At 47.1% G+C, this 24,583-nt stretch carries 18 protein-coding genes, 2 tRNA genes and 1 rRNA gene; 1 reads left to right on the top strand and 20 read right to left on the bottom strand.

Going from position 1 to position 24,583, the window contains the following annotated elements; translation table 11 throughout:
* Positions 1-17: 17 nt before the first annotated feature.
* The 5 genes from K0I73_RS16765 to K0I73_RS16785 all read right to left on the bottom strand — a co-directional run bounded on the left by K0I73_RS16765 (position 18) and on the right by K0I73_RS16785 (position 6,834).
* Positions 18-93 (bottom strand) — tRNA-Ala (locus tag K0I73_RS16765).
* Between the two features lie 135 nt (positions 94-228).
* Positions 229-305 (bottom strand) — tRNA-Ile (locus K0I73_RS16770).
* Positions 306-431: 126 nt separating this feature from the next.
* Positions 432-1,974: ribosomal RNA gene (locus K0I73_RS16775) — 16S ribosomal RNA — on the bottom strand.
* Positions 1,975-3,150: 1,176 nt separating this feature from the next.
* A complete protein-coding gene (secA, locus tag K0I73_RS16780) occupies positions 3,151-5,874 on the bottom strand; it encodes a preprotein translocase subunit SecA (protein ID WP_220062167.1) in 2,724 nt (907 codons plus the stop codon).
* A 60-nt stretch (positions 5,875-5,934) separates the two neighbouring features.
* A complete protein-coding gene (locus tag K0I73_RS16785; RefSeq protein ID WP_220062168.1) occupies positions 5,935-6,834 on the bottom strand; it encodes a M23 family metallopeptidase in 900 nt (299 codons plus the stop codon).
* Positions 6,835-6,861: 27 nt separating this feature from the next.
* Here K0I73_RS16785 and K0I73_RS16790 point away from each other — a divergent pair, with 27 nt between their 5' ends.
* Positions 6,862-7,314, top strand: a complete 453-nt coding sequence (locus K0I73_RS16790; protein WP_220062169.1) for a DUF721 domain-containing protein — start codon at positions 6,862-6,864, stop codon at positions 7,312-7,314.
* A 7-nt stretch (positions 7,315-7,321) separates the two neighbouring features.
* Here the strand turns inward: K0I73_RS16790 and lpxC are convergent, their stop codons facing one another.
* From lpxC to mraZ, 15 genes are all read right to left on the bottom strand, one after another.
* The gene (gene lpxC / locus K0I73_RS16795; protein ID WP_220062170.1) at positions 7,322-8,242 is read right to left on the bottom strand and encodes a UDP-3-O-acyl-N-acetylglucosamine deacetylase; all 921 of its coding nucleotides are present in this window, start codon (positions 8,240-8,242) and stop codon (positions 7,322-7,324) included.
* Between the two features lie 179 nt (positions 8,243-8,421).
* Entirely contained in the window at positions 8,422-9,597 is a 1,176-nt protein-coding gene (gene ftsZ / locus K0I73_RS16800) for a cell division protein FtsZ (protein WP_220062171.1), read from the bottom strand.
* 33 nt (positions 9,598-9,630) lie between these two features.
* Entirely contained in the window at positions 9,631-10,866 is a 1,236-nt protein-coding gene (gene ftsA, locus K0I73_RS16805; protein ID WP_028763076.1) for a cell division protein FtsA, read from the bottom strand.
* A 3-nt stretch (positions 10,867-10,869) separates the two neighbouring features.
* Positions 10,870-11,634 carry a cell division protein FtsQ/DivIB gene (locus K0I73_RS16810; RefSeq protein ID WP_220062172.1) on the bottom strand — a complete coding sequence of 255 codons (765 nt, stop codon included), beginning with the start codon at positions 11,632-11,634 and terminating at the stop codon, positions 10,870-10,872.
* Between the two features lie 149 nt (positions 11,635-11,783).
* Positions 11,784-13,235, bottom strand: a complete 1,452-nt coding sequence (gene murC, locus K0I73_RS16815; RefSeq protein WP_220062173.1) for a UDP-N-acetylmuramate--L-alanine ligase — start codon at positions 13,233-13,235, stop codon at positions 11,784-11,786.
* Positions 13,228-14,322: an undecaprenyldiphospho-muramoylpentapeptide beta-N-acetylglucosaminyltransferase gene (gene murG, locus K0I73_RS16820; protein WP_220062174.1), complete on the bottom strand. Its 1,095-nt coding sequence runs from the start codon at positions 14,320-14,322 to the stop codon at positions 13,228-13,230. Before murG ends, murC begins: the two co-directional genes overlap by 8 nt.
* Positions 14,322-15,536: a cell division protein FtsW gene (ftsW, locus tag K0I73_RS16825; RefSeq protein WP_220062175.1), complete on the bottom strand. Its 1,215-nt coding sequence runs from the start codon at positions 15,534-15,536 to the stop codon at positions 14,322-14,324. The genes murG and ftsW overlap by 1 nt, the downstream gene beginning before the upstream one ends.
* Complete coding sequence (gene murD, locus K0I73_RS16830; protein WP_220062176.1) at positions 15,529-16,860, bottom strand: UDP-N-acetylmuramoyl-L-alanine--D-glutamate ligase; 1,332 nt, start codon at positions 16,858-16,860, stop codon at positions 15,529-15,531. The genes ftsW and murD overlap by 8 nt, the downstream gene beginning before the upstream one ends.
* A 6-nt stretch (positions 16,861-16,866) precedes the next feature.
* Positions 16,867-17,949, bottom strand: coding sequence for a phospho-N-acetylmuramoyl-pentapeptide-transferase (mraY, locus tag K0I73_RS16835; RefSeq protein WP_220062177.1), 1,083 nt, complete (start codon positions 17,947-17,949; stop codon positions 16,867-16,869).
* The gene (locus K0I73_RS16840) at positions 17,949-19,319 is read right to left on the bottom strand and encodes a UDP-N-acetylmuramoyl-tripeptide--D-alanyl-D-alanine ligase (RefSeq protein ID WP_220062178.1); all 1,371 of its coding nucleotides are present in this window, start codon (positions 19,317-19,319) and stop codon (positions 17,949-17,951) included. The genes mraY and K0I73_RS16840 overlap by 1 nt, the downstream gene beginning before the upstream one ends.
* Positions 19,316-20,785, bottom strand: a complete 1,470-nt coding sequence (gene murE, locus K0I73_RS16845) for a UDP-N-acetylmuramoyl-L-alanyl-D-glutamate--2,6-diaminopimelate ligase (protein WP_220062179.1) — start codon at positions 20,783-20,785, stop codon at positions 19,316-19,318. Before murE ends, K0I73_RS16840 begins: the two co-directional genes overlap by 4 nt.
* Entirely contained in the window at positions 20,782-22,518 is a 1,737-nt protein-coding gene (locus K0I73_RS16850; protein WP_220062180.1) for a peptidoglycan D,D-transpeptidase FtsI family protein, read from the bottom strand. The genes murE and K0I73_RS16850 overlap by 4 nt, the downstream gene beginning before the upstream one ends.
* A complete protein-coding gene (gene ftsL, locus K0I73_RS16855; protein WP_220062181.1) occupies positions 22,515-22,829 on the bottom strand; it encodes a cell division protein FtsL in 315 nt (104 codons plus the stop codon). The genes K0I73_RS16850 and ftsL overlap by 4 nt, the downstream gene beginning before the upstream one ends.
* Before the next feature lie 37 nt (positions 22,830-22,866).
* The gene (rsmH, locus tag K0I73_RS16860) at positions 22,867-23,808 is read right to left on the bottom strand and encodes a 16S rRNA (cytosine(1402)-N(4))-methyltransferase RsmH (protein WP_220062182.1); all 942 of its coding nucleotides are present in this window, start codon (positions 23,806-23,808) and stop codon (positions 22,867-22,869) included.
* 33 nt (positions 23,809-23,841) lie between these two features.
* Positions 23,842-24,300, bottom strand: a complete 459-nt coding sequence (gene mraZ, locus K0I73_RS16865) for a division/cell wall cluster transcriptional repressor MraZ (RefSeq protein WP_220062183.1) — start codon at positions 24,298-24,300, stop codon at positions 23,842-23,844.
* Positions 24,301-24,583: the final 283 nt, after the last annotated feature.

A 24,583-nucleotide genomic window follows, 5' to 3' on the forward strand; every position in this document is an offset into this window, starting at 1 on the left:
ATCCATGTGCAAGTAAATGGTGGAGCTATGCGGGATCGAACCGCAGACCTCCTGCGTGCAAGGCAGGCGCTCTCCCAGCTGAGCTATAGCCCCATTTACATGCAGTCAAACAAATATATCGAATGCCAAATAATTTTGGCGAAGCCAAATCGAGTTTAGTCAAGGTAACTTGTTGCGACGTTTAGTTCACTAAACGAGTAACAAGTTAACGTAGAGTAAACGAAGATTTGGTGGGTCAGAGTGGACTTGAACCACCGACCTCACCCTTATCAGGGGTGCGCTCTAACCAGCTGAGCTACAGACCCATTCTTTTTGGTTATTTAATTCTAACTGAATCAAATCCCTCAAAAATTATCTTTCGATATTTTGCTCTTTCTTTCTATCAAGTAATCTGTGTGAACACTCAACAAACATTAAGTTAGTCGTATAGGTAAGGAGGTGATCCAGCCCCAGGTTCCCCTAGGGCTACCTTGTTACGACTTCACCCCAGTCATGAACCACACCGTGGTAAACGCCCTCCCGAAGGTTAAGCTATCTACTTCTGGTGCAGCCCACTCCCATGGTGTGACGGGCGGTGTGTACAAGGCCCGGGAACGTATTCACCGTGGCATTCTGATCCACGATTACTAGCGATTCCGACTTCATGGAGTCGAGTTGCAGACTCCAATCCGGACTACGACAAGCTTTGTGAGATTAGCTCCACCTCGCGGCTTTGCAACCCTCTGTACTTGCCATTGTAGCACGTGTGTAGCCCTACTCGTAAGGGCCATGATGACTTGACGTCGTCCCCACCTTCCTCCGGTTTATCACCGGCAGTCTCCCTAAAGTTCCCACCATTACGTGCTGGCAAATAAGGATAAGGGTTGCGCTCGTTGCGGGACTTAACCCAACATTTCACAACACGAGCTGACGACAGCCATGCAGCACCTGTCTCAGAGCTCCCGAAGGCACCAATCCATCTCTGGAAAGTTCTCTGGATGTCAAGAGTAGGTAAGGTTCTTCGCGTTGCATCGAATTAAACCACATGCTCCACCGCTTGTGCGGGCCCCCGTCAATTCATTTGAGTTTTAACCTTGCGGCCGTACTCCCCAGGCGGTCTACTTAATGCGTTAGCTTGAGAACCCAGTGTTCAAGACACCAAATTCCGAGTAGACATCGTTTACGGCGTGGACTACCAGGGTATCTAATCCTGTTTGCTCCCCACGCTTTCGTACATGAGCGTCAGTCTTTGTCCAGGGGGCCGCCTTCGCCACCGGTATTCCTTCAGATCTCTACGCATTTCACCGCTACACCTGAAATTCTACCCCCCTCTACAAGACTCTAGTCTGCCAGTTCGAAATGCAGTTCCCAGGTTGAGCCCGGGGCTTTCACATCTCGCTTAACAAACCGCCTGCGTACGCTTTACGCCCAGTAATTCCGATTAACGCTTGGACCCCTCGTATTACCGCGGCTGCTGGCACGAAGTTAGCCGGTCCTTCTTCTGCGAGTAACGTCACACCTAAACGCTATTAACGCTTAAGCTTTCCTCCTCGCTGAAAGTGCTTTACAACCCGAAGGCCTTCTTCACACACGCGGCATGGCTGCATCAGGCTTGCGCCCATTGTGCAATATTCCCCACTGCTGCCTCCCGTAGGAGTCTGGGCCGTGTCTCAGTCCCAGTGTGGCTGATCATCCTCTCAGAACAGCTAGGGATCGTCGCCTTGGTGAGCCATTACCTCACCAACTAGCTAATCCCACCTAGGTACATCCAATCGCAGAAGGCCCGAAGGTCCCCTCTTTTCCCCCGTAGGGCGTATGCGGTATTAGCAGTCGTTTCCAACTGTTATCCCCCTCGACTGGGCAGTTCCCTAGGCATTACTCACCCGTCCGCCGCTCGTCAGCAAATTAGCAAGCTAATTCCTGTTACCGCTCGACTTGCATGTGTTAGGCCTGCCGCCAGCGTTCAATCTGAGCCATGATCAAACTCTTCAATTAAAGTTTTGTTGAAGCATAAGCTTCGGCTCAATGAATTCTGATTCCACATTAAAGACTCGGAAGAATCTCTAACATGTTGTACATATTGCTATGAACACTCATCTTACATTGAGTAAAATTTTTGATTGCTTTACATCCGAAGACAGAAAAGCAATTTCGAATAACTCAACACCTGTGAGTGTCCACACAGATTACTTGATAAATTGTTAAAGAGCGTTAGCACATCTCGGTAGTTCCAAGTGGCTAGGGCTGCGTATTCTACGCATTCCCCTGGTCGCGTCAAGCAGTTTTTGAAAACTTTTTGATGCGGCACTTTTCAGTGCCTGACCACCTTGTTAGCGAGGTTTATTAACCTTGCTACTTAGTGTTTCGACTTGTCTCTGCGAGCTTTGCCGTGTCAGTGGATGCGCATTATAGGCAGTTCTCGGATGGGCGCAAGCGCTTTTTTAATAAAAATCAGAATTTTTTCGATCTTTAAAGATAGCCACACCATACACACTATTTACCCCCAAGCTTATCCACAAAATCCTCGGGATTGCGCAATATAACAGCTATAGCAGCCTTTACTTATTAGCCCTTACCTCTTGTCTATACGGGTAGCGATTTACTTCAAAGCGTTTAGCCTTATCTGAAATGCCGCACCTTGTTGATCGCATAATACCAATCAGTATAAAGATGTGATCGCTCAGCGAGAATTTAGAACTAAAGTTTAGCGCTTATGAGGCAAGCCCCTTAATTGCTCCTCGCCTCTAGCATCCTCGGTAATTGCTCCATGCATTACCCTACCTCCTAAATCCCTTCAGTTGTGCTTCGCCCTATGTCCTATGTCCTATGTCCTATGTCCTATGTCCTATGTCCTATGTCCTATGTCCTATGTCCTATGTCCTATGTCCATATAGTCGTGCATTAAGGGCATTCACAACATCAGACCTCCAGGGATGGAGGGAATGTCTTAAGTATGTCGGGAACATGCAAGACCCTGTTGATTGCAACGAATGAAGAGCATAGTTGTTCTAGGGTCAAACTCGTTAACACAGCATCAAAAGTGCCAAAAACACGCTGAGTAGATCACTTTCTTATACTGATTGGTATAATTTGCATTGCTTGATAGATGAATGCAAAAAAGCCATCCGATTGGATGGCTTTTTATCATTGCTACTCGTTACTCACTGACTATTAGCTAAGTTTACCGTGGCATTGCTTGTACTTTCGTCCGGAACCACATGGGCATGGATCATTACGGCCAACCTTCTCTCCTTCACGCACAACAGGTTGTGTCGCGGCAAGGGCTTGGGCTTCTTCGGCACCGACTAATGCTTCGGCTGCTGCATGTTGATAATCAAGACGTATCTTAGCCTCTTCTTGGCGACGACGCTCTTCCATCTCTTCAACATCAGACTGAGCCTGAACCTGTACCTTTGACAATACACTAATGACATCATGCTTTAGGGTATCGAGCATTTGTTGGAAGAGCTCAAACGACTCACGCTTATACTCTTGCTTAGGATTCTTCTGCGCATAGCCGCGTAAGTGAATACCTTGACGCAGATGATCCATCGCAGCCAAGTGCTCCTTCCAGAGACCATCGAGTGTCTGCAACATCACAGCTTTTTCAAACTGACGCAGCACTTGGGCACCGACCATCTCTTCTTTCGCTTTATATGATTTAACCCATATATCAACTATACGCTCACGAAGGGTCTCTTCATGGAGGTCTTCTTCTTTATCTAACCATTCTTGAACAGGCATCTTTAATGCGTACTCTTGCTCAAGACGAGTTTCTAAACCAGCGATATCCCATAACTCTTCGACAGACTGAGGCGGAACATATTGATCCACTAATGCATTAACAACATCGGCTTGGATATTAACGATAGTATCTTGAATGCTTTCGGCATCCATAAGTTCGTTACGCTGAGCGTAAACGACCTGGCGTTGATCATTAGCTACGTCATCGAATTCAAGTAATTGCTTACGAATATCGAAGTTACGCGCTTCTACTTTACGTTGTGCATTTTCAATGGCGCGGGAAACCCAAGGATGCTCAATCGCTTCACCTTTCTCCATACCTAGCTTCTTCATCATAGAAGAGACGCGATCTGAAGCGAAGATGCGCATCAAGCTATCTTCCATAGACAGGTAAAAACGTGAAGAACCCGCATCACCCTGACGGCCTGAACGACCACGTAGCTGGTTATCGATACGACGAGATTCGTGACGTTCGGTACCGAGAATATGCAAACCACCTGCGGCAACGACTTCGTCATGACGAATTTGCCAATCAGCCTTGATCTTGGCTTTTTGCTCTGCAGTAGGATTATCGAGTTGTTCAATCTCCATATTCCAGTTACCACCGAGCACGATATCCGTACCACGACCCGCCATATTGGTTGCAATGGTTACCGCACCAATACGACCCGCTTGTGCCACGATTTCCGCTTCACGTTCATGGAACTTAGCATTAAGTACTTCATGGGGGATCTTAGCTTTCTTTAATAGACTATTAAGCAGTTCAGATTGCTCAATAGACACGGTACCGACAAGTACAGGCTGACCACGTTCACGACACCCGATAATATCTTTGATAATGGCGTCGTATTTCTCTTCAGCTGTTAGGTAAACCAAGTCCGCATTATCTTTACGCACCATTGGGCGGTTGGTTGGGATAACGACAGTGTCTAGGCCATAGATATGCTGGAACTCAAACGCTTCAGTATCGGCAGTACCTGTCATACCCGCGAGCTTTTCGTACTGACGGAAGAAGTTCTGGAAAGTGATCGATGCCAAGGTCTGGTTTTCATTTTGGATATGAACCCCTTCTTTAGCTTCGACGGCTTGATGCAAGCCTTCCGACCAACGACGACCAGGCATAGTACGACCTGTATGCTCATCGACAATGATCACTTCGTTGTCCTGCACAATATAGTCAACATCTTTTTCGAAAAGCGTGTGTGCACGCAACGCTGCATTAACATGGTGCAGTAATGAGATATTTGCAGCAGAATAGAGTGAGTCACCTTCGGCTAACATGCCGCGCTCAGTCAATAACACTTCGACTTTCTCTTGACCACGTTCGGTCATATGAACTTGCTTGGCTTTCTCGTCAACCGAGTAATCACCTTCACCTATCTCTTCCTCTGTATCCTCTTTCTCTTGACGGATCAGATGAGGGATAAGCGTGTTGATCTTTATGTAAAGCTCAGAACTGTCTTCGGCGGCTCCCGAAATAATAAGCGGCGTACGAGCTTCATCGATAAGAATAGAATCGACCTCATCTATCAATGCGTAGTGAAGTGGTCGTTGTACACGTTCAGCCGGCGAAAACGCCATGTTGTCACGTAGGTAATCGAAACCAAACTCATTGTTAGTACCATAGGTAATATCAGAGTCGTAAGCCATTTTCTTTTCGGCTTGCCCTAAACCTGCAACGTTAATACCGACCGTCATGCCAAGAAATTCAAACAGTGGGCGGTTATTTTCAGCATCGCGGCGCGCGAGATAATCGTTCACTGTAATGACGTGAACCCCTTTGCCAGTTAGGGCATTAAGGTATGCTGGTAGCGTTGCAGTTAATGTCTTACCTTCACCAGTACGCATCTCTGCAATACGGTTACTATCGAGCACCATACCACCAAGTAGCTGTACATCAAAATGACGCATCTCGAATACACGCTTAGATGCTTCACGAACCACTGCGAATGCTTCAGGCATAACATCGTCTAGTGACTGACCTGATTCTATGCGACCTTTAAACTCAGCCGTTTTCGCTTTTAACTCCTCATCTGAGAGCTTCTCATAGTCAGTCTCAAGAGCGTTAATCTTAGTGACAATCTTACCGAGTGTTTTAAGGGTGCGATCGTTACGACTACCAAATATTTTTGTCAGTAATTTACCAAACATCTGAACCACTTTTTATGTTATTGGCTAACTCACTAAAGAGTCTAAAAGCCTATTTTAAGTTTAACCTGCCTTACGGTAGACATATTTTTTTGGGTCTATCTGCTGTCCACTACGCAAAACTTCGTAATGCACATGCGGACCAGTCGAACGACCTGTGCTTCCCATTTTGGCAATACTCTCGCCTTTTGCGACCACATCACCTATAGCTACCGACAAAGACTTATTGTGTCCATAACGAGTACGTAGACCATTACCATGATCAATTTCAACCAACTCGCCATATCCAAACATATTGCCTGACCAAGTCACGACACCACCAGCGGTAGCCACAACATCGGTCCCCTCTTTCCCAGCAAAGTCGATACCTTTATGCATCGTTCTTCTACCGTTAAAAGGATCATTACGTAAACCATAGGGGGAAGATAACCAACCTTTCTGGATGGGACGCCCCGATATATAACGCTCATCATCTATATGGAGATTAGATGTCACTGTTTCAAGTAGTGATAATTGAACATTATTGTTATCTATTCGTGACACTAGCCTATCCATATCTTGAATAAGCTGATCGAGTTCGATATTGCTGCCCAGTTCACTCAGGCCGCCAACACCGACTTCAGAAGAGAAATCGAATTGATCTTCGAGTTTGTAATCTTTAGCAACTTGCTGACCAAGCGCCTCTAAACGAGCCACTTTCGCTTGCATACGGGCGACATGAGTCACCAACATTGCCAATTGGGATTCGGTAGCACCTTTTAACTCTATGAGTTGATGCTTTTGATCTTCGCGCGCAACACGCTCGTTATCCACGCTCGTTTGTTGCTGCTCAAGTTGTTTTGCATTCTGTTGATAAATCCCTGTTCCTGCTGCAATTAGCAAGACGGGGAGTAACAACCAACGCTTTCCTGGTTGCCAGCGCGTGGCACCATTTCGACCCTGAATAAAAACTGTTACACTCATAGCCTAATTAAGCCATTTTATTATGTTATGAAAAAGCCCCCGCAGGATCTCAGTCAGCTACTACATCAGCAAGGTCAATTACCTTCCATTGCTGAAAAAGCAGAACTATTACTTCACTTGGATCACTATGTGAAACAGGTGATGACTGGTCCTGTCACGGAACATCTTAAAGTTGCCAATTTCCGTCAAGGTGTGCTCGTTATCGAAACCACCACTGCGGCATGGGCTGCACGAATTAACTTTCAAAAGCCCAAAATGTTACAACAGTTACAAGTCGAAACGCTTCCCATGCTGTCCGCTATTGAGGTTAAAGTCAACCCAGGCCTAAATATGTATGCAACAAAATCAAAGCCGGCTCACAACCAAATAAGCGAAACTGCAGCGGCCCATATACAGGCGCTTGCAGACCATACAGAAGGTTCTTTAGGACAAAAACTAAAACGGCTGGCTGCTTTAGCCAGCCGTTCAAGGCAATCCTAATACTGAATTAGGCGAAAGTGGCACCGGTAGGCACTGCGAAGCTCACTGGAGCCTCCTCTTCTTTCTCGAAACTCACTAACTCCCAAGCACCTTGCTCGGCTAACAGGGCACGAACCAGCTGATTGTTCAGCGCATGCCCAGTCTTAAACGCACGGAATTCACCGACGATAGCATGACCGGCAACATAGAGATCACCGAACGCATCGAGAATTTTGTGCTTAACAAACTCGTCCTCATAACGCAGACCATCGGGGTTGAGGACGCGATATTCATCAAGCACAACGGCGTTTTCCATACTGCCACCTAATGCTAGGTTGTTTGCTCGTAGATATTCAATATCACGCATAAAACCAAAGGTTCTTGCACGACTGATATCACGAACAAATGCAGACGATGAAAAATCCATCACCATATGCTGCTGACTTCTGGCGATTTCAGGATGATTAAAATCGATAGCAAAATCGACTCTAAACCCTTTAAATGGACGTAACTCTGCCCACTTGTCACCATCTTCAACACGCACAGGGCGCTTAATTCTTAGATATTTTTTTGCTGCCGCTTGCTCTTGAATGCCAACTGATTGCAGTAAGAAAACCCATGGACTAGCACTGCCATCCATGATCGGAATTTCAGGCGCATCGACTTCGATAACTGCATTGTCGATCCCTAAACCCGCTAAAGCAGCAAATAGATGTTCAATCGTAGAAATACGAACACCATCGTCATTTACAAGCGCCGTACACATGGTCGTTTCACGAACTTGATCCGCTTTCGCTGCGATCGCAACATTAGGGGTTAAGTCAGTACGAACCAATACGATCCCCGTATTAACTGGCGCGGGTTTGATCGTCAAAGTCACCTTGTTACCGGAATGCAATCCGACACCAGTGGTCTTAACCATTTCTCTAACAGTTCTTTGAAAAATCATGTATTTACCCGTTATATCTCAACAAAAAGCATACTATTTTGGCACAACAAAGCAGCGCACAAAAGCGCGGCAGGTCGGACATGCTAGCATATCTTTGCCAATTAACCAAAATTTAGCGTCTAAATGACTTACGCGCTAATTTTAACCATCGCAATCGCTAACAATGTCTAACGACCCAATTAGTCAGCTTGCTTGCGCAAAAATGCTGGAATATCTAAATAATCAAGATCACTCTTTGGCGCTGTCGCTGCCGCAGGTTGTGCAACAGGTACAACATTACCTGCGCCCATCGCTTGTGGCATAGCTTCGTCAACTGGCAATTCGATTTTAACTTCTTGTGCAGCCACTGGCTCTTGACGTGGTGCAGGCTTAGATACCAACTGAATGTCTGGTTTTTTCTCTGCCCCAATACCCGTTGCAACAACAGTCACACGTAGCTCATCGCTCATTTCTGGATCGATAACCGCGCCCACTACCACTGTTGCGTTATCTGATGCATAAGCTTTAACGTGATTACCGACAGTTTCAAACTCTTCGATACTCATATCCATGCCAGCAGTGATGTTAACAAGTACACCACGTGCACCCGCTAGATCGATATCTTCGAGCAGCGGACTTGCAACAGCAGCTTCAGCGGCTTCTTCGGCACGGTCTTCACCACTTGCTACGCCAGTACCCATCATGGCATTACCCATCTCAGACATCACGGTTTTCACATCCGCGAAATCCACGTTGATAAGGCCTGGGCGAGTAATTAGCTCGGCAATACCTTGCACCGCACCTAGCAATACATTATTTGCCGCTGCAAATGCGTCGAGCAAAGAGGTGCCGCGACCTAATACTTTTAGCAATTTCTCGTTTGGAATAGTGATCAAAGAGTCGACATGCTTAGCGAGCATTTCGATACCTTGGTCGGCATAGGCCATACGCTTCTTGCCTTCGAAAGGAAAAGGTTTAGTCACTACAGCAACGGTTAGAATGCCCTCTTCACGAGCAATTTCTGCCACCACTGGTGCTGCGCCGGTACCCGTACCACCGCCCATACCCGCTGCAATAAAGATCATGTCAGATCCTTTAATCGCATTACGAATATTTTCTCTATCCTCTTCAGCCGCTAGACGCCCGATCTCTGGGTTAGCCCCAGCACCAAGGCCTTTAGTGACATCTCGGCCTAACTGAATGGTTGTGCCAGCCGCTGACTTGCGTAGCGCCTGTGCATCTGTATTTGTGGCAACAAACTCAACACCTTCGATGTTGTGCTTTACCATATGTTCTACGGCGTTTCCGCCGCCACCGCCAACACCGATGACTTTAATCACCGCCTCATCTGAATGGCTATCCATGATCTCAAACATGGTATTATCTCCGTTTAGTCTGCGTTATTAAGCTTAAAACTCGCCCTTAAACCAACTTTGGACCCGATTCCAAAGACTGGTTACCCCTTGACGCTCTGGTCGTTCGAACTGACGTTCAATGACCCTTCTTGCACCATAATGTAACAACCCAACACCTGTGGAGTAGATGGGTTGGTTCACATATTCAAATAAACCTTTTACAGGTAATGGCTCGGCCACTCGTACTGGCATACCAAATGTCGCTTCAGCAACATCCACCGCACCTTCAATAGAGGCCGTACCACCTGTTAATACAATCCCTGCGGCAACTTGATCTTCAAGGCCACAGTCTCTTAATTCTTTACGTACCAATTCAAACAACTCTTGGTATCTAGGCTCGACCACTTCAGCCAAGGTATGGCGAGACATGGTACGTGATGGACGTCCACCAACCGATGGCACTTCGATACTGTCTTCACGACTGACCATTGAACTTCTGGCACTGGCATATTGCACTTTGATCTGTTCTGCATGCGATAACGGCGTACGGAAAATCTTGGCAATATCGCTAGTCACTTGGTTACCTGCGACCGGCACAACTGCACAATGCCTAAGCGCACCATTGGTATAGATAGTGATGTCTGTGGTACCACCGCCCATATCGACCAGACATACACCAAGATCTTTCTCATCATCGGTGAGCACTGAGTCGGCAGATGCAATTGCCGAAAATACCAAGTCATCAACCTTTAGACCGCATCGCTCAACACTCTTGGTAATGTTCTTCGCCATGTCATTAGCACAAGTGACAATATGCACCTTGGCTTCCATACGCATACCCGACATGCCAATAGGACTCTTAATTCCATCTTGCACATCGATGGCATATTCCTGTGGTAGTACATGCAAAATACGACGCTCGGTCGGGATCTTCACTGAACGAGCGGTGTGAATCACATTATCCACATCCTCCTGAGTCACCTCTTCGTCATTGATCGATACCATGCCATTTTCGTTTTGACACTCGATATGCTTACCTGAGATCCCCAAATAGACAGAGGCGACCTGGCAATCGGCCATTAACTCCGCTTGATCGAGCGCTCGTTGGACGCTACGTACAATGGAATCAAGATCGTTCACACCACCTTTGTCCATTCCACGAGAAGGATGGCTACCTAAGCCGACCACACTGATCTCTCCGTCAGGTAGCACCTCGCCAATGATCACAGCAACTTTAGATGTTCCTATGTCTAATCCAACGATCAGATTTCTATCTTGATTCTTGGTCATTAATTAACGGCTCTCTTCTTGTGCATCATCCCAACCTACGGCCAATCCGGTATCGTAGCGCAAATCTACTCTAGCAAAGGGCTTTCCCTGCTTTACCAGTGTGGGGTACACATCAATAAAGCGTTGAACCCTTGCCATTTTATCTTCTCGTCCTAATTTCAATTCTATGCCGCTGTCTAGTACACCCAGCCATGCATGCCTAGGACTCAACTCTAAGTGGCTTAGTTTGAAACCATTTATTCCTAATAACTCACTGACCAACTGGTAATTGCTCAGTACCGATGATGCCTGATCTTCAGGGCCAGCTAGATGAGGTAGTTCACCCACCCCTTCTTTCATCGGTGCTTTAAATGCCTGTCCTTGATCGTTAAGCCAATCAGTTCCATTCCAGTGAGCCACCGCGGTTTGTTCAACCAAGTACACTTTCAATTTTGCGGGCCATTCGCGCCGAACCGATGCTTGATAAACCCAAGGTAACGCCTCTAACGCTTGCTGTACCTGGTTAACGTCTGCCGAAAAAAAACTGCGCTGCATTAAATCTTGCAAGGCATCTTGGATCTCTTGGTCGGACGTAAAACGCCTCTCACCTTTAATCGCCACCGCCTCAATGGGCAGTGCATCTGCATCATTTAACACCAAATGAAGCTTCCAGCCCCCAATGCATAATCCACAGAGAACGAGGAACAGAAAAATCAAACCGAAACAGAGATACCAATCAACCTGTCTCAGTCTATTTTTCCAGCCAATCCCCACGTCACTCCAGGACATTAGTTATCGCCCTAACACACTATTTTCAGTACAAAAAACAACCAAATCATTATTCATATGCTGCCGTAAATAACCGGTCATTATAGCGACCTCTGCCATAGCGTCAAAAGCTTCATCATCTGCCTATAAATCCGCACAACAAAACGGCATTACTGAGCCTGCTCAAACAGCAGATTCGAGTCGGCTAGCTGACGACTGATTGCGCCAATATTACCCGCTCCTTGAGTCAGCAACAGATCTCCGCCCTGTAACACACTGGATAAAATTGTCTGTAACTGCTCAGGATCGGCAACAAAAATAGGTTCAAGTTGTCCACGCTGTCTTATGGAACGACATAAGGCTCTACTATCGGCACCCGGCACAGGTGTTTCACCCGCGGCATAGACATCAAGCAGTACCAAGCAATCGACCTGAGCTAAAACCTCGACAAAATCCTCATAAAGATCACGGGTTCGACTATAACGATGCGGTTGGTAGATCATAACTAAGCGTTTTTCAGGCCATCCTGAACGGGCCGCCTTAATGGTTGCGGCCACTTCACTTGGATGATGCCCGTAGTCATCGACTAGCATCACATCGCCAGCGTCGATAGCGAATTCGCCAAGCTGTTGAAAACGACGACCAATCCCTTGAAACTCAGCTAAGGCTTTAACGATTGCCGCATCTTCAATCTCATCTTCTGTTGCGACCGCAATTGCTGCCAGCGCGTTAAGCACATTATGCTGACCAGGTAGATTGACCTTCAGTTCGAGATCATCCAAACCTTGGCGGCGTACCGTAAAGCTGCTGCTATAACCTTGCTGAACAAAATTAAGTGCCTGCACATCCGCATCTTCACTAAAACCGTATGTCACTGCTTTTCGGGCAATCCTCGGTAATAACTCTCTAACGACAGGGTCATCGATACAGGTAACTGCAACACCATAAAAAGGCAGATTATGCAAAAAGTCGACGAAGGTAGATTTCAACTTTTCAAAATCGCCTTCATAGGTATCCATATGATCAGCTTCAATATTGGTTACCACGCTGACCATAGGTTGCAGATGCAAGAAGCTGGCATCGCTTTCATCGGCTTCGGCAATAAGGTAACGACTCTTACCCAATCGCGCATTTGTACCAGCACTGTTAAGCAAGCCACCGATAACAAAAGTCGGATCGCGCTCAGCCTGGGCATAAATACTGGCGATTAAACTTGTGGTCGTGGTCTTACCATGAGTACCAGCAACGGCAACACCATGACGATAGCGCATCAATTCAGCCAGCATCTCCGCTCGGCGAACAATGGGAATACGCAGCTCTTTGGCAGCCATAATCTCTGGATTGCTTGCATCAATCGCAGTCGATACCACCACCACATCGGCACCTTGAACTTGTTCGGCCTGATGGCCAATATAGACATTAGCTCCTAAGCGTCTTAATCGGGTGGTCACCGCATTCTCCGCAATATCAGAACCACTTAAGCGATACCCTTCATTTAGCAATACTTCAGCAATGCCGCCCATACCCGCACCGCCAATCCCAACAAAATAGATCTGCTTTACACGACGCATCTCTGGGATAAACGTTCTCAATTGTGCGTATTTCTCTTCGGCTTTACTCATTTGAATCCTTATTTGCCAGCGCAATACAAACCTCAGCGACTCTGTCTGTTGCATCTAGTACTGCAACACTTTTCGCTAATGCCCCCATTTCATCTAGGGCCAGTCTATCTGAGGCCAGCATCTCTAATTTGCTGATCAACTTTTCACTATCTAATACGGCTTGCGGTAATAAAAAGGCACCGCCAGCTTCAACTAATACTTGGGCATTTTTGGTTTGATGATCATCCACCGCATGGGGATAAGGAACCAACAAACTGGGTAAGCCGACCGCAGCCACTTCTGAAACGGTGAGCGCGCCGGCTCTGCATAGCACCACATCAGCCCAGCGATATGCAGCTTCCATATCATCAATAAACTCAGCAACCTTTACGCTGCCCGAATGGCCAAGTTGTTGATACTCACCTTCAACAGTCGCCAAATTACCCTTGCCGACTTGATGCCATACCGTAATCGAATGATGCTTACTCACCGCAGCAGTGACCGCAGGCATTAAATCGTTAAACACCTTAGCCCCAAGACTGCCGCCAACGACCAAGACCCTTAGCGCATCGTCTTCTGCGTTGACAGCATCTTGCTGACCCAATGCGATCAGCTCAGTTCTAATTGGGTTACCTACAACTTCAGCGCCAGATTCAAAGGTATTTTGAAACGCACATAACACTCGACTTGCGATACGCGATAGCAGCTTATTGGTCATCCCTGGGATGGCATTTTGCTCGTGTAGCACTAGTGGAATACCACTTAATCGCGCTGCAACACCACCTGGACCACTTGCAAATCCGCCCATGCCTAAGACAACATCAGGCTTAAACTCTTTGATCACATCACGTGCCTGCATAATTGAGCGCAGGATCTTAAATGGTGCGGCCAATTTCCGGATCACGCCATTTCCACGCACACCTTTGATATCGATGAAATCGATATCAAACCCATGTTGCGGTACTAAGCGAGCCTCCATCCGCTCGGCGGTGCCGAGCCAGCGTACTTTCCAACCTTGTTTTACCAAATGCTTAGCCACAGCTAACGCCGGAAATACATGTCCACCCGTGCCACCAGCCATGATCAAAATTCGTTTTTCTAAGGCCATTATTTCACCTTACCTTGTACCGCCTGAATAAGGCCTAAACGTCGTTCATGGTCAATTCTAATGAGCAACATTGCTGCTGCGGTCATCACCCATAAACTACTGCCGCCATAACTAATAAAAGGCAGCGTTAGCCCTTTTGTGGGTAACATGCCAATACTGGCGCCAACATTCACCACAGTTTGAAAGCAGATCCAGATGCCAATTGAGTAAGCTAAATAGCCTTCAAACGCGCTATCTCTAAGCAAACACAAATTGCCTAATTTTATCGCCCTTAGTGCCACAAACAGTAAAACTGACAACACTACAATAATGCCGATGAACCCAAGCTCCTCTCCGATCACGGCGAAGATAAAATCTGTGTGTGCTTCAGGCAAATATTCCAACTTCTGAATACTGTTGCCCAAACCTTGGCCTAACCAATCGCCACGACCGTATGCCATCAGTGATTGGGTCAACTGATAGCCGCTACCGAAAGGGTCTTGCCACGGATCCATGAACGAAGTAACTCGTCGCATCCGGTACGGCTCTAGCAGGACCAAACCCACAAATGCCATTGCACCAGTCAAGATCAACGCAAAAAAGTCGAGTAATCTCGCCCCCGCCAAAAACAGCAAACCAACTGTGCCGACGAATAAAACCACAACCGTGCCTAAATCTGGTTGCAGTAAGATCAAAAAGGCATAAACCGCAAATACTGCGATGGGTTTATAGAAGCCTTTAGCGTTCTCTCGTACCTCTTGGTGCCGCCTAACGAGATAACCCGCCATATAGATGGCAAAGGCAAACTTAGCTAACTCGGCTACCTGGATCCGAATAGGCCCAACCGATAACCAGCGAGTCGCGCCGTTAACTGTAGTACCAACGATCGGCACGGCCAATAACATAATGCCAACGACTAACAGCAATATCGGACTCAGTTGTTGCCAACGATGCATTTCAATCTGTAATACAACTGCTGCAATAACGACGCAGCCCGTGATATAAGCAATATGACGCCATACAAAATGGTATGGATTCCCGGTTAAACTCTGCGCCTCGGGCATAGACGCCGACATGACCATAATAAAACCGAAACCAATCAGCGACATCACAGCAAACAACAGAGATCTGTCATAGAGCTGCATCCCAGGCGCTTCACGCTGACTAAACAGACTTGGTAGCGACCAAGCGAGTGAGCCACCAAATAAGTTGAGCTGACGCTCATCGTTACGCATTGACAGCCCCAGCATCTAGTGCTGCAACTTGTGCTCTAAAATCATCGCCACGAGCCATGAAGTTGCTATACATATCTAAGCTCGCACATGCGGGCGACAGCAACACAATATCCCCCTCTTTAGCCAGTGCTGCAGCTTGAGTGACCGCTTCTGCCATTGATTCAACCTTGATCGCACCCTCAAATATCGCCGCGATCTTATCGCCATCTTTACCTAAGGTGATAAGTTGGCTGACATCTTGGAATGCCTCAGAAAGCTGAGTAAAATCGGCGCCTTTGCCTTCGCCGCCAGCAATAAGGATGATCTCTCCTTTATGGGCCGATAACCCATTGAGTGCCGCGACCGTAGCACCAACGTTGGTAGCTTTAGAGTCATTAACAAAGCTGACCCCATGTAGCTTCGCAACCAACTCGCAACGATGTGCAAGCCCTGTAAACTGGGTCGCCACCTCGATCATTGCCGCCTTTTCTATCCCAACACTGTCAGCCAATGCCATCGCGACCAATAAATTAGCCTGGTTATGGCTACCGACTAATGCGATATCTTCCACCGCAACATATTCAGTTGCGCCATGAACCAAAATACCGTGATCGATTCCCCACTCATCGCCATCTGGAACTGATAAACCAAAACTGGTTTGATTCATGGGCTCGTTTGGCAGTGTCAGTAAGTCGTCGCGATTAACGACAGCCAACTTAGACTGCTGATATAAATTCAATTTGGCCTGACGATAGGCATCTATATCAGAATATCGATCCATGTGATCTTCACTGATGTTCAGGCAAGTAGCGCTAATGCAATGTAGGCTTTTAGTTGTTTCAAGCTGAAAGCTAGAAAGCTCAAGAACATAAAGTTCATAATCTTTATCAAGTAGATCCAACACAGGAATACCTATGTTACCGCCCACGGCATAGTTGATCCCTGACTTAGCCGCCATCTGCCCAACCAGCGTCGTCACAGTAGACTTACCATTCGATCCAGTAATTCCTATGACACAAGGCGCCTTATCCGCGATAGCGCGTGCAAAAAGCTCAACGTCACCGACAATATCAATCCCCATATCTAAGGCCGCACGGATCTCTGGCGTATCCATAGGAATACCGGGACTAATAACAATCTGACTCGCTTGTACCAAATAGCGACAATCAAATCCGCCAGTGATCAACAACACCTCAGGAAATTCAACAGTTAGCTGTTCGCGTCCGGGCGGGTGCTCGCGACTATCCATCACCAACGGCGTAATGCCCTGCTTAGTCAAATAACGCACCACGGAGAGCCCTGTTGCTCCCAGGCCTAAAACGACGTGCGTATAACAACTTGCCATAGCGTTTTACCTTAGCTTTAAGGTTGCTAGACCTAGCAACACTAAAAACAGTGAGATAATCCAAAAGCGAACGATCACTCGAGGCTCAGGCCAACCTTTCAATTCATAATGATGATGTATTGGTGCCATTCTAAAAATGCGCTGACCACGTAGTTTGTATGACCCGACCTGCAAGATCACCGACACAGTCTCCATCACAAATACGCCACCCATAATCACTAATAGGATCTCTTGACGCACCAAAACGGCAATCGTTCCTAAGGCCGCGCCGAGAGACAAAGAGCCTACATCACCCATAAAAACTTGCGCTGGGTAAGTGTTAAACCATAGGAAGCCCAAACCTGCGCCGACTATTGCGGTGCAGACGATCACTAACTCGCCCGAGCCTTGTAAATAGGGAAGATGGAGATAGTTTGCAAACTGAACGTGTCCCGATAAATAGGCAATCAAAGCAAATGCCGCCGCAACCATCACAGTCGGCATAATGGCCAGGCCATCTAATCCGTCAGTTAGGTTAACCGCATTACTCGCACCAACGATGGTGAAGTAGGCTAGCACGATGAAAAACACACCGAGCTGGGGCATCACATCTTTGAAAAATGGCACAACCAGTTGGGTTTCACCCACGTCTTGCGCCGATGCATAGAGGTAAAAGGCAATCGCGAGGGCGGCAAGGGACTGCAAAATATATTTCCAGCGAGCGATCAATCCCTTAGTATCTTTCCGTACCACCTTACGGTAGTCGTCAATAAAGCCAATTAAGCCAAATGCGCCTAATACAAACAGCATCACCCATACGTAACGGCTACCGAGATCGCCCCAAAGCAGCACACTGATAAACACGCCAGCCAAGATGAGTAAGCCGCCCATAGTCGGGGTTCCCCGCTTACTGAAATGAGATTCCGGCCCATCGTTACGGACAACTTGACCTATCTGCAACATTTGCAGACGCTCGATCATTTTAGGTCCCCACCAAAGGCTAAATACCATGGCAGTTAGCAGGCCAAGAATGGCCCTAAATGTGACGTAGGAAAATACGTTAAACCCTGAATAAAATTGGGTTAAATACTCAGCCAGATAAACCAGCATTAAAACAACTCCTTGCGCTCAAAGGCGACATTTAAGGCTTCGACAACTCGCTCCATTTTAGCGCTACGAGAACCTTTAACTAACACAGTCACATTTCCTGTTAACTGGTTAAAATAATTAATCAAACCGACTACTAACTCATCTAAATGGGTAAAATGTTGCCCCGAAAATGCCTCACTGCTATTTCGGCTAAGCTCTCCTAGCGAGAACAACGCATCGATCCCCTGCAATTTAGCTTTTTCGCCTAATTGCCGATGTAAAAGGGCCGCATTGTCCCCTAATTCCCCCAAATCGCCCAGCACTATACAACGATTTCCTTCAATTTCTTGAAGCCAGTCAATTGCTGCGCCTACCGAGGCAGGATTGGCGTTATAGCTATCATCGATTAATAGTATTCGACCTAGCTGAATTGGCAGCATCCGCCCCTTGACTGGTGTGAGTAATTTAAGGCCAGCCACTATCTCATCGAGACTCAAACCGAGCGCCAAGCAGATAGAGGTTGCCGCCAGAGCATTACTCACCTGATGACGACCAGATAAAGGCAAGATAACAGGCCTCACTTCGTCCTTGTAGGTCAATTGAAACTGATAACGTCCAACGATATCGGCATGCAATTCAGTCGCTGATACATCCGCAACTTGACCTTGGCTAGAGAAAGAAAGTTGTCGATACGCTTTTGCCGCCTTTCGCATAACATCGGCAAATTCATCATCGCCGTTAATCACCGCAATACCGTCAGCCGCTAGATGATTAAAAATCTCTGATTTTGCCTTAGCAACGCCTTCTAACGAGCCAAAACCTTCAAGATGCGCCGAGGCGACATTATTAACCATTGCCACATCAGGTTGCACCAAAGATGAAGTGTAATTAATCTCTCCGAGATGGTTTGCTCCTAATTCGAACACTCCATATTCATGTTGGGGCTCTAGGCGCAGCAGAGTTAAAGGCACACCCACTTCATTATTGAAATTTCCCGCGGTATAGAGCACTGAGTGGGATTGAGACAAAATCGTCGCCACCATCTCTTTGACGCTGGTTTTACCGTTTGACCCCGTTAATGCAACCGATTTAGGTGCTATGGTTTGCTTTATATAAGCACCAATCTGCCCCATCGCCTTCTGACTGTTAGCCACCACCAGCTGTGGGACGGCTACAGGAAGTTCACGCTCAACCAATAGTGCTCTGGCGCCATTGTTGACCGCCGTTTGAGCAAAATCATGAGCATCGAAACGCTCACCTCTCAATGCAACAAACAGAGTATCTGCATCGACTTCACGGCTATCTGTGGAGATCGCTTTAATCGTGACATCTTGTCCAACTAAGCTTGCATCTAAGTGCGCAGCAAGTGTAGATAGGCTCAAGGAGATCATAGTGCTCTCCTTGAGATCGCTTCAGCAAACGCTCGCTCATCATAATCTAGACGCTTACCCGCTATTTCTTGGTAAGTCTCATGTCCTTTGCCTGCCAGTAAGATAAGATCGCCAGACGAAGCCAGTGTCACCAATTGTTCTATCGCCTTTTGACGATCGACTTCAGTCAACGCCACCTGCGGGCGAGATAAACCGTTAAGTACATCCTTGATAATTAACTGAGGATCTTCGCTACGAGCATTATCACTGGTAACCATGACACAATCGGCGTTAGCTTCTGCAGCTTGTGCCATCAAAGGACGCTTGCCTTTATCACGATCACCACCGCAACCAAAAAGACACCAGAGTTTGCCTTTACAGTGGCCTCTCAATGCCTTTAAGGATTGTTCGATAGCATCTGGGGTATGGGCATAATCGACAACGAGAGTAACCCCATTTTGAGCGGTAAAACGCTCCATTCGACCAGCAACTGGACGCAAAGTAGAAACATGCTTTAGCAATTCGGTCATCGAATAACCACACAGATACAGTGCACCCAGTGCGGCGACCAAATTGGAGAGATTGAATATCCCAAGTAAAGGAGAGTCGATTAAAGCCTCACCTTCGGGCCAGACCAAGGTAGCGCTCACGCCATTGGCATGCTGTTTTACAGCCTTGGTGTAGATAGTGGCATGGGCGTTTCCTAAAACACTAAAGCCGATCAAGCCATTATCGCGCCTGTCTTGTAACCATTGCAGACCGATAGGATCATCGACATTGAGTAAGCCATTCGATAACGAACTAAAACGAAATAGACGTTGTTTGGCTGCTCCGTACGCATCCATAGTGCCATGATAATCGAGATGATCACGACTGAGATTGGTAAACACTGCCACATCAAACGGCACCGCATCGACACGCCCTTGAACTAGACCATGACTAGAGACTTCCATTGCACACACTTTAGCGCCTTGCTCATCAAAATCATGGATTTGACGCATCACAGTTATCGGATCTGCCGTGGTATTACCACTCTCAGTCAAGGCTCCCCACAAACCGTTACCTAAGGTTCCCATGACTGCACTTTTGAGTGCCATGGCATCACATAACTGAGCGATTAACTGAGTCACCGAGGTTTTGCCATTGGTTCCCGTCACCCCAATCAACTTGGTACGTTCAATGCCGAGGCTATAGACCTGGGATGCTAATGCTGACAGCTGACGCGATAGTTGAAAAAATTGGATCTGCAAACCAGCGTCACGACTGACTTTGCCATGTTGCTGAGGGTCATCTGTGTGAACCAAGGCAGCGACAGCACCTTTACTCAGTGCAGCCTCAATAAACTGACGCCCATCGGTTTGATGCCCAGGCACAGCGACGAAGACAAAACCTGGCGTGATCTCACGACTATCAAGACTCAGATGAGTCATAGACTCAGGGCCAGAATAATGAAACCAAGGCGCAAGCAGATCACGGATTAACATCATTCGCCTCTCCTTACATTGCCCGCCAATTTAATTTTTTCACGAGCGCTAATGGGCTCAACATTTAACATCTGTAGTGCACCTGACATCACTTTGGCAAACACGGGAGCAGCAACATCGCCGCCATAATAACGATCACCTTTTGGCTCATTAACGACAACGACCATAGCAAGTCTTGGATTGTGTACCGGCGCGACGCCTGCAAATAGGGCAACATAATCTTCACCGTAACCACCTGCGACGGCCTTACGCGCTGTACCAGTTTTGCCTGCAACTGGATAGCCATCGATATGAGCTTTCTTCGCCGTTCCACCCGGCTCAGTAACACCCACAAGCATCTCCATCACGCTCTGTGCCACATGAGGTGAGATCACTTGCTCGCCTTCAGGTGCTTGTTTGAGTTTTAAAATAGAAGAGGGATATAGCACACCACCACTACCCAACATGGCATACATGCGCGCGATCTGTAGCGGCGTCACAGTCAATGCGTACCCGAATGACAAGGTCGCGCGTTCGAAATCGGACCAACGACGGCGGTCTTGAATAATTCCTGCGCTCTCGCCAGGCAAATTAATTCCAGAGTAGTTACCCAGCCCCATAGATTGGTAGTAACCCAGTAACTCCTGCACTGGCATGGACAAGGCAATCTGTGTCATCCCCACATTGCTTGAGTGCACCAATACATCGCCTAAGCTCATATCACCGTAATTACGGCCGTCACGAACAATCTTTCCACCGATGCGAATACGCCCGGGATGTGTCTTAAATATTTGATCTTCTTCGATAGTGCCAGCTTCTAATGCGGCCGCGACCACAAGAGGTTTAATGGTCGACCCCGGCTCATAGGCATCGGTCAATGCGCGATTACGCATACGATAACTCTGTAAATTATCGCGAGAATTAGGATTGTAAGATGGTGTATTAGCCATCGCCAACACTTCGCCAGTGTGCACATCGAGCACAACAATTGATGCCGATGTCGCCTGATTAATTTCAGTCGCTCGCTTGATCTCACGATAGGCTAACTGCTGAATTCGCTGATCGATACTGAGCACTAAATCATTTGAGTTTTCACCGGTTTGTACAGTATCGAGACGCTCAACCACATGACCGTCGCGGGACTTACGCACCTTCTGTTTAGTCGGTGTTCCTGTTAACCAATTATTGTAGGTATTCTCTATGCCTTCGATACCGATGTCGTCGATGTTAGTTAACCCAACAAGTTGTGCGGTAATTTCACTGGTTGGATAGTAGCGACGTGATTCTGATTTAAGGTAAACACCAGGCAATTTTAGCTGTTTGATATATTCAGCGACCGCAGGAGTCACTTGACGTTTTAGGTAAGTAAATCGCTTCTTAGGATTGGATTGTACTCGCTCTAGAATGTCATCTTTGGGCTCGTGTAACACATCGGCTAACGCCTGCCAGCGACGCATATCGGCAAAACCATCTTTGTCATGAACCACTTTCGGGTCGGCATAAACGGCTTTAACTGGCACGCTCACCGCGAGCATCTCACCATTACGATCGGTGATCATACCGCGATGCACTTCGCGGCTCGTTGTACGCAAGGTGCGCATGTCACTCTCATGGCGCAGTTTTTCGGGTTCAATGATCTGAATATATGCGGCTCGGCCCACTAAACTGGTAAACAACACACACACAAAAGCCACCACGACGTATAAACGCCAGTGGAACAGTTGTGGTTTTTGCTTACGTTTAGCCTGCTTATTCACGGTACTCTTACCACCACTTCTTCATTGGGCAGCGGCCTGCTCATATTTAGCTCTTTAGTTGCAATACGGGTCACGCGACTGTGCTCCGATTGCGATTGCTCTTCGAGTAGCAAATTACGCCACTCAATATCGAGTCGATCTCTTTCCTGTAATAACTGATCCCACTGGGTGGTGTACTTACGACTAGCATGGCTGGTATACACAACTAAAACCGCATTCGCTAACACGATAGCAGCCAGCAACAGCACCCATTTGTGATGCCAGAGATCCAGTAAAACAATTCGGGTTAGGTTTAGTTGCGATTTACTCACTAGCGCCGCCCCTTAACTCGATATGTGCCAAACACAGTTAATAATCTAATCTTTCAGCCACTCGCAGCACTGAGCTTCTTGCTCTGGCGTTACGCTCTATCTCTTCGGCAGAAGGCTTGGTCGCCTTTCCTACCGCCTTAAGCAATCTGGTCTTGTTAATTTCTGCCTCGGTGATCGGCAAACCATGAGGCACAGACTCGCCCTGACTATGACGACGAATAAAACGTTTAACCATGCGATCTTCTAAAGAGTGAAAACTGATCACCGATAAACGCCCCTGGGGAGCTAACACCGTTACCGCGCCTTCTAGGGCCTGATCTATCTGCTCTAATTCGCTATTAATGTAGATACGAATGGCCTGAAATACTCGGGTCGCCGGATGCTTATTACGCTCTTTACTCTTACTGATCCTTGCGATTAAATCCGCCAACTCCTTGGTACGCAAAAATGGAGTTTTCTCTCTGTCGGCGGCAATGCAGCGCGCAATATGACGTGCATTTTTTTCTTCACCATAGGTTTTAAATACCCATGCCATATCCTCTATCTCTGCACGAGCAAGCCACTGCGCAGCGGTTTCACCTTGAGAATTATCCATCCGCATATCGAGTGGACCATCACGCAAAAAACTAAAACCGCGCTCGGCATCATCAAGCTGAGGTGAAGAGACCCCAAAATCGAATAAGATACCGTCGATTTTTCCTTTGAGATTAAGCTCATTGACATATTGTGCCAACTGGCCGAAACCACCATGAACGATGGAGAAACGCTGGTCATCGGCAAACTGCTCTGCAGCAGCGATAGCTTGAGGATCTCTATCGATAGCAATTAATCGTCCATGCTCACCAAGTTGCTTAAGCACTTCACGAGAATGACCACCACGGCCAAACGTGCCGTCAATATAGATACCATCCGGCTTAATATTGAGCCCAGCTACGGTTTCAGTTAACAGTACGGATAAATGCGCAAATTCTTGAGTCATCGCTCTCTTCTATCTATTAAGTTAATCTCTTCGCTACAAAGAGAAGTCCGCCAAACGTTCGCTTTCAACAAATGCTTCACTCTGAATCGCTTCGCGGCTAAGCTCGATCTGTTGCTGCCATGCAGCTTCATCCCAAAGCTCGAATTTATTTAGTTGACCCACCAACATGGCATGCTTATCTAAATTGGCATACTGACGCAAAGGCGGTGGTAACAACAGACGGCCGTTACTGTCTAATTCACACTCATGGGCGTAACCAAGCAGTAGCCGTTTCATGGCTCGCTCTGGTCTTTGGGTATCTGAAAGTTGCAACAGCTTGGCTTCGATTGTCTTCCAAGCTTCGAGTGGATACAGCAACAAACAGGCAGATTGAAAGTCAACGGTAATCACTAATTGGCTATTAAATTCGACGTGCAGCGTCTCTCGGTATCGCTTTGGAATGGCGATCCGCCCTTTGGTATCAAGGTTAATAGCGCTTGCCCCACGAAACACGTTAATCAGTCCCTGTTTGAATTAATAGATCCACAAATATCCACAATTTCCCACGAATGCTAAGTTTAGAGATACAACGCAAGCATTGTCAAGGGATGAAACTATTTATAAATCCAGTATTCAAGCGGGTTCGCAGCATGGTTGTAAATTTTTGATAACGGTGTCGTTGCGAGGTTAAAAGTGGGGTTTTAAAACTGAATATGTTGGAAAAACAAACAGAAGTAAGCAGTTAGATCGAGCTAAATGATCCTAAAGTGGATCTTAGGCCCAAATTCATGCCGTT

Origin of the sequence: Shewanella mesophila (assembly GCF_019457515.1) — a bacterium.
Classification (GTDB): domain Bacteria; phylum Pseudomonadota; class Gammaproteobacteria; order Enterobacterales; family Shewanellaceae; genus Shewanella; species Shewanella mesophila.

Excerpts from the sequence above, each read along its gene's own strand:
- secA (WP_220062167.1), bottom strand. The coding sequence starts at position 5,874 with ATGTTTGGTAAATTACTGACAAAAATATTTGGTAGTCGTAACGATCGC.
- K0I73_RS16785 (WP_220062168.1), bottom strand. The coding sequence starts at position 6,834 with ATGAGTGTAACAGTTTTTATTCAGGGTCGAAATGGTGCCACGCGCTGG.
- K0I73_RS16790 (WP_220062169.1), top strand. The coding sequence starts at position 6,862 with ATGAAAAAGCCCCCGCAGGATCTCAGTCAGCTACTACATCAGCAAGGT.
- lpxC (WP_220062170.1), bottom strand. The coding sequence starts at position 8,242 with ATGATTTTTCAAAGAACTGTTAGAGAAATGGTTAAGACCACTGGTGTC.
- ftsZ (WP_220062171.1), bottom strand. The coding sequence starts at position 9,597 with ATGTTTGAGATCATGGATAGCCATTCAGATGAGGCGGTGATTAAAGTC.
- ftsA (WP_028763076.1), bottom strand. The coding sequence starts at position 10,866 with ATGACCAAGAATCAAGATAGAAATCTGATCGTTGGATTAGACATAGGA.
- K0I73_RS16810 (WP_220062172.1), bottom strand. The coding sequence starts at position 11,634 with ATGTCCTGGAGTGACGTGGGGATTGGCTGGAAAAATAGACTGAGACAG.
- murC (WP_220062173.1), bottom strand. The coding sequence starts at position 13,235 with ATGAGTAAAGCCGAAGAGAAATACGCACAATTGAGAACGTTTATCCCA.
- murG (WP_220062174.1), bottom strand. The coding sequence starts at position 14,322 with ATGGCCTTAGAAAAACGAATTTTGATCATGGCTGGTGGCACGGGTGGA.
- ftsW (WP_220062175.1), bottom strand. The coding sequence starts at position 15,536 with ATGCGTAACGATGAGCGTCAGCTCAACTTATTTGGTGGCTCACTCGCT.
- murD (WP_220062176.1), bottom strand. The coding sequence starts at position 16,860 with ATGGCAAGTTGTTATACGCACGTCGTTTTAGGCCTGGGAGCAACAGGG.
- mraY (WP_220062177.1), bottom strand. The coding sequence starts at position 17,949 with ATGCTGGTTTATCTGGCTGAGTATTTAACCCAATTTTATTCAGGGTTT.
- K0I73_RS16840 (WP_220062178.1), bottom strand. The coding sequence starts at position 19,319 with ATGATCTCCTTGAGCCTATCTACACTTGCTGCGCACTTAGATGCAAGC.
- murE (WP_220062179.1), bottom strand. The coding sequence starts at position 20,785 with ATGATGTTAATCCGTGATCTGCTTGCGCCTTGGTTTCATTATTCTGGC.
- rsmH (WP_220062182.1), bottom strand. The coding sequence starts at position 23,808 with ATGACTCAAGAATTTGCGCATTTATCCGTACTGTTAACTGAAACCGTA.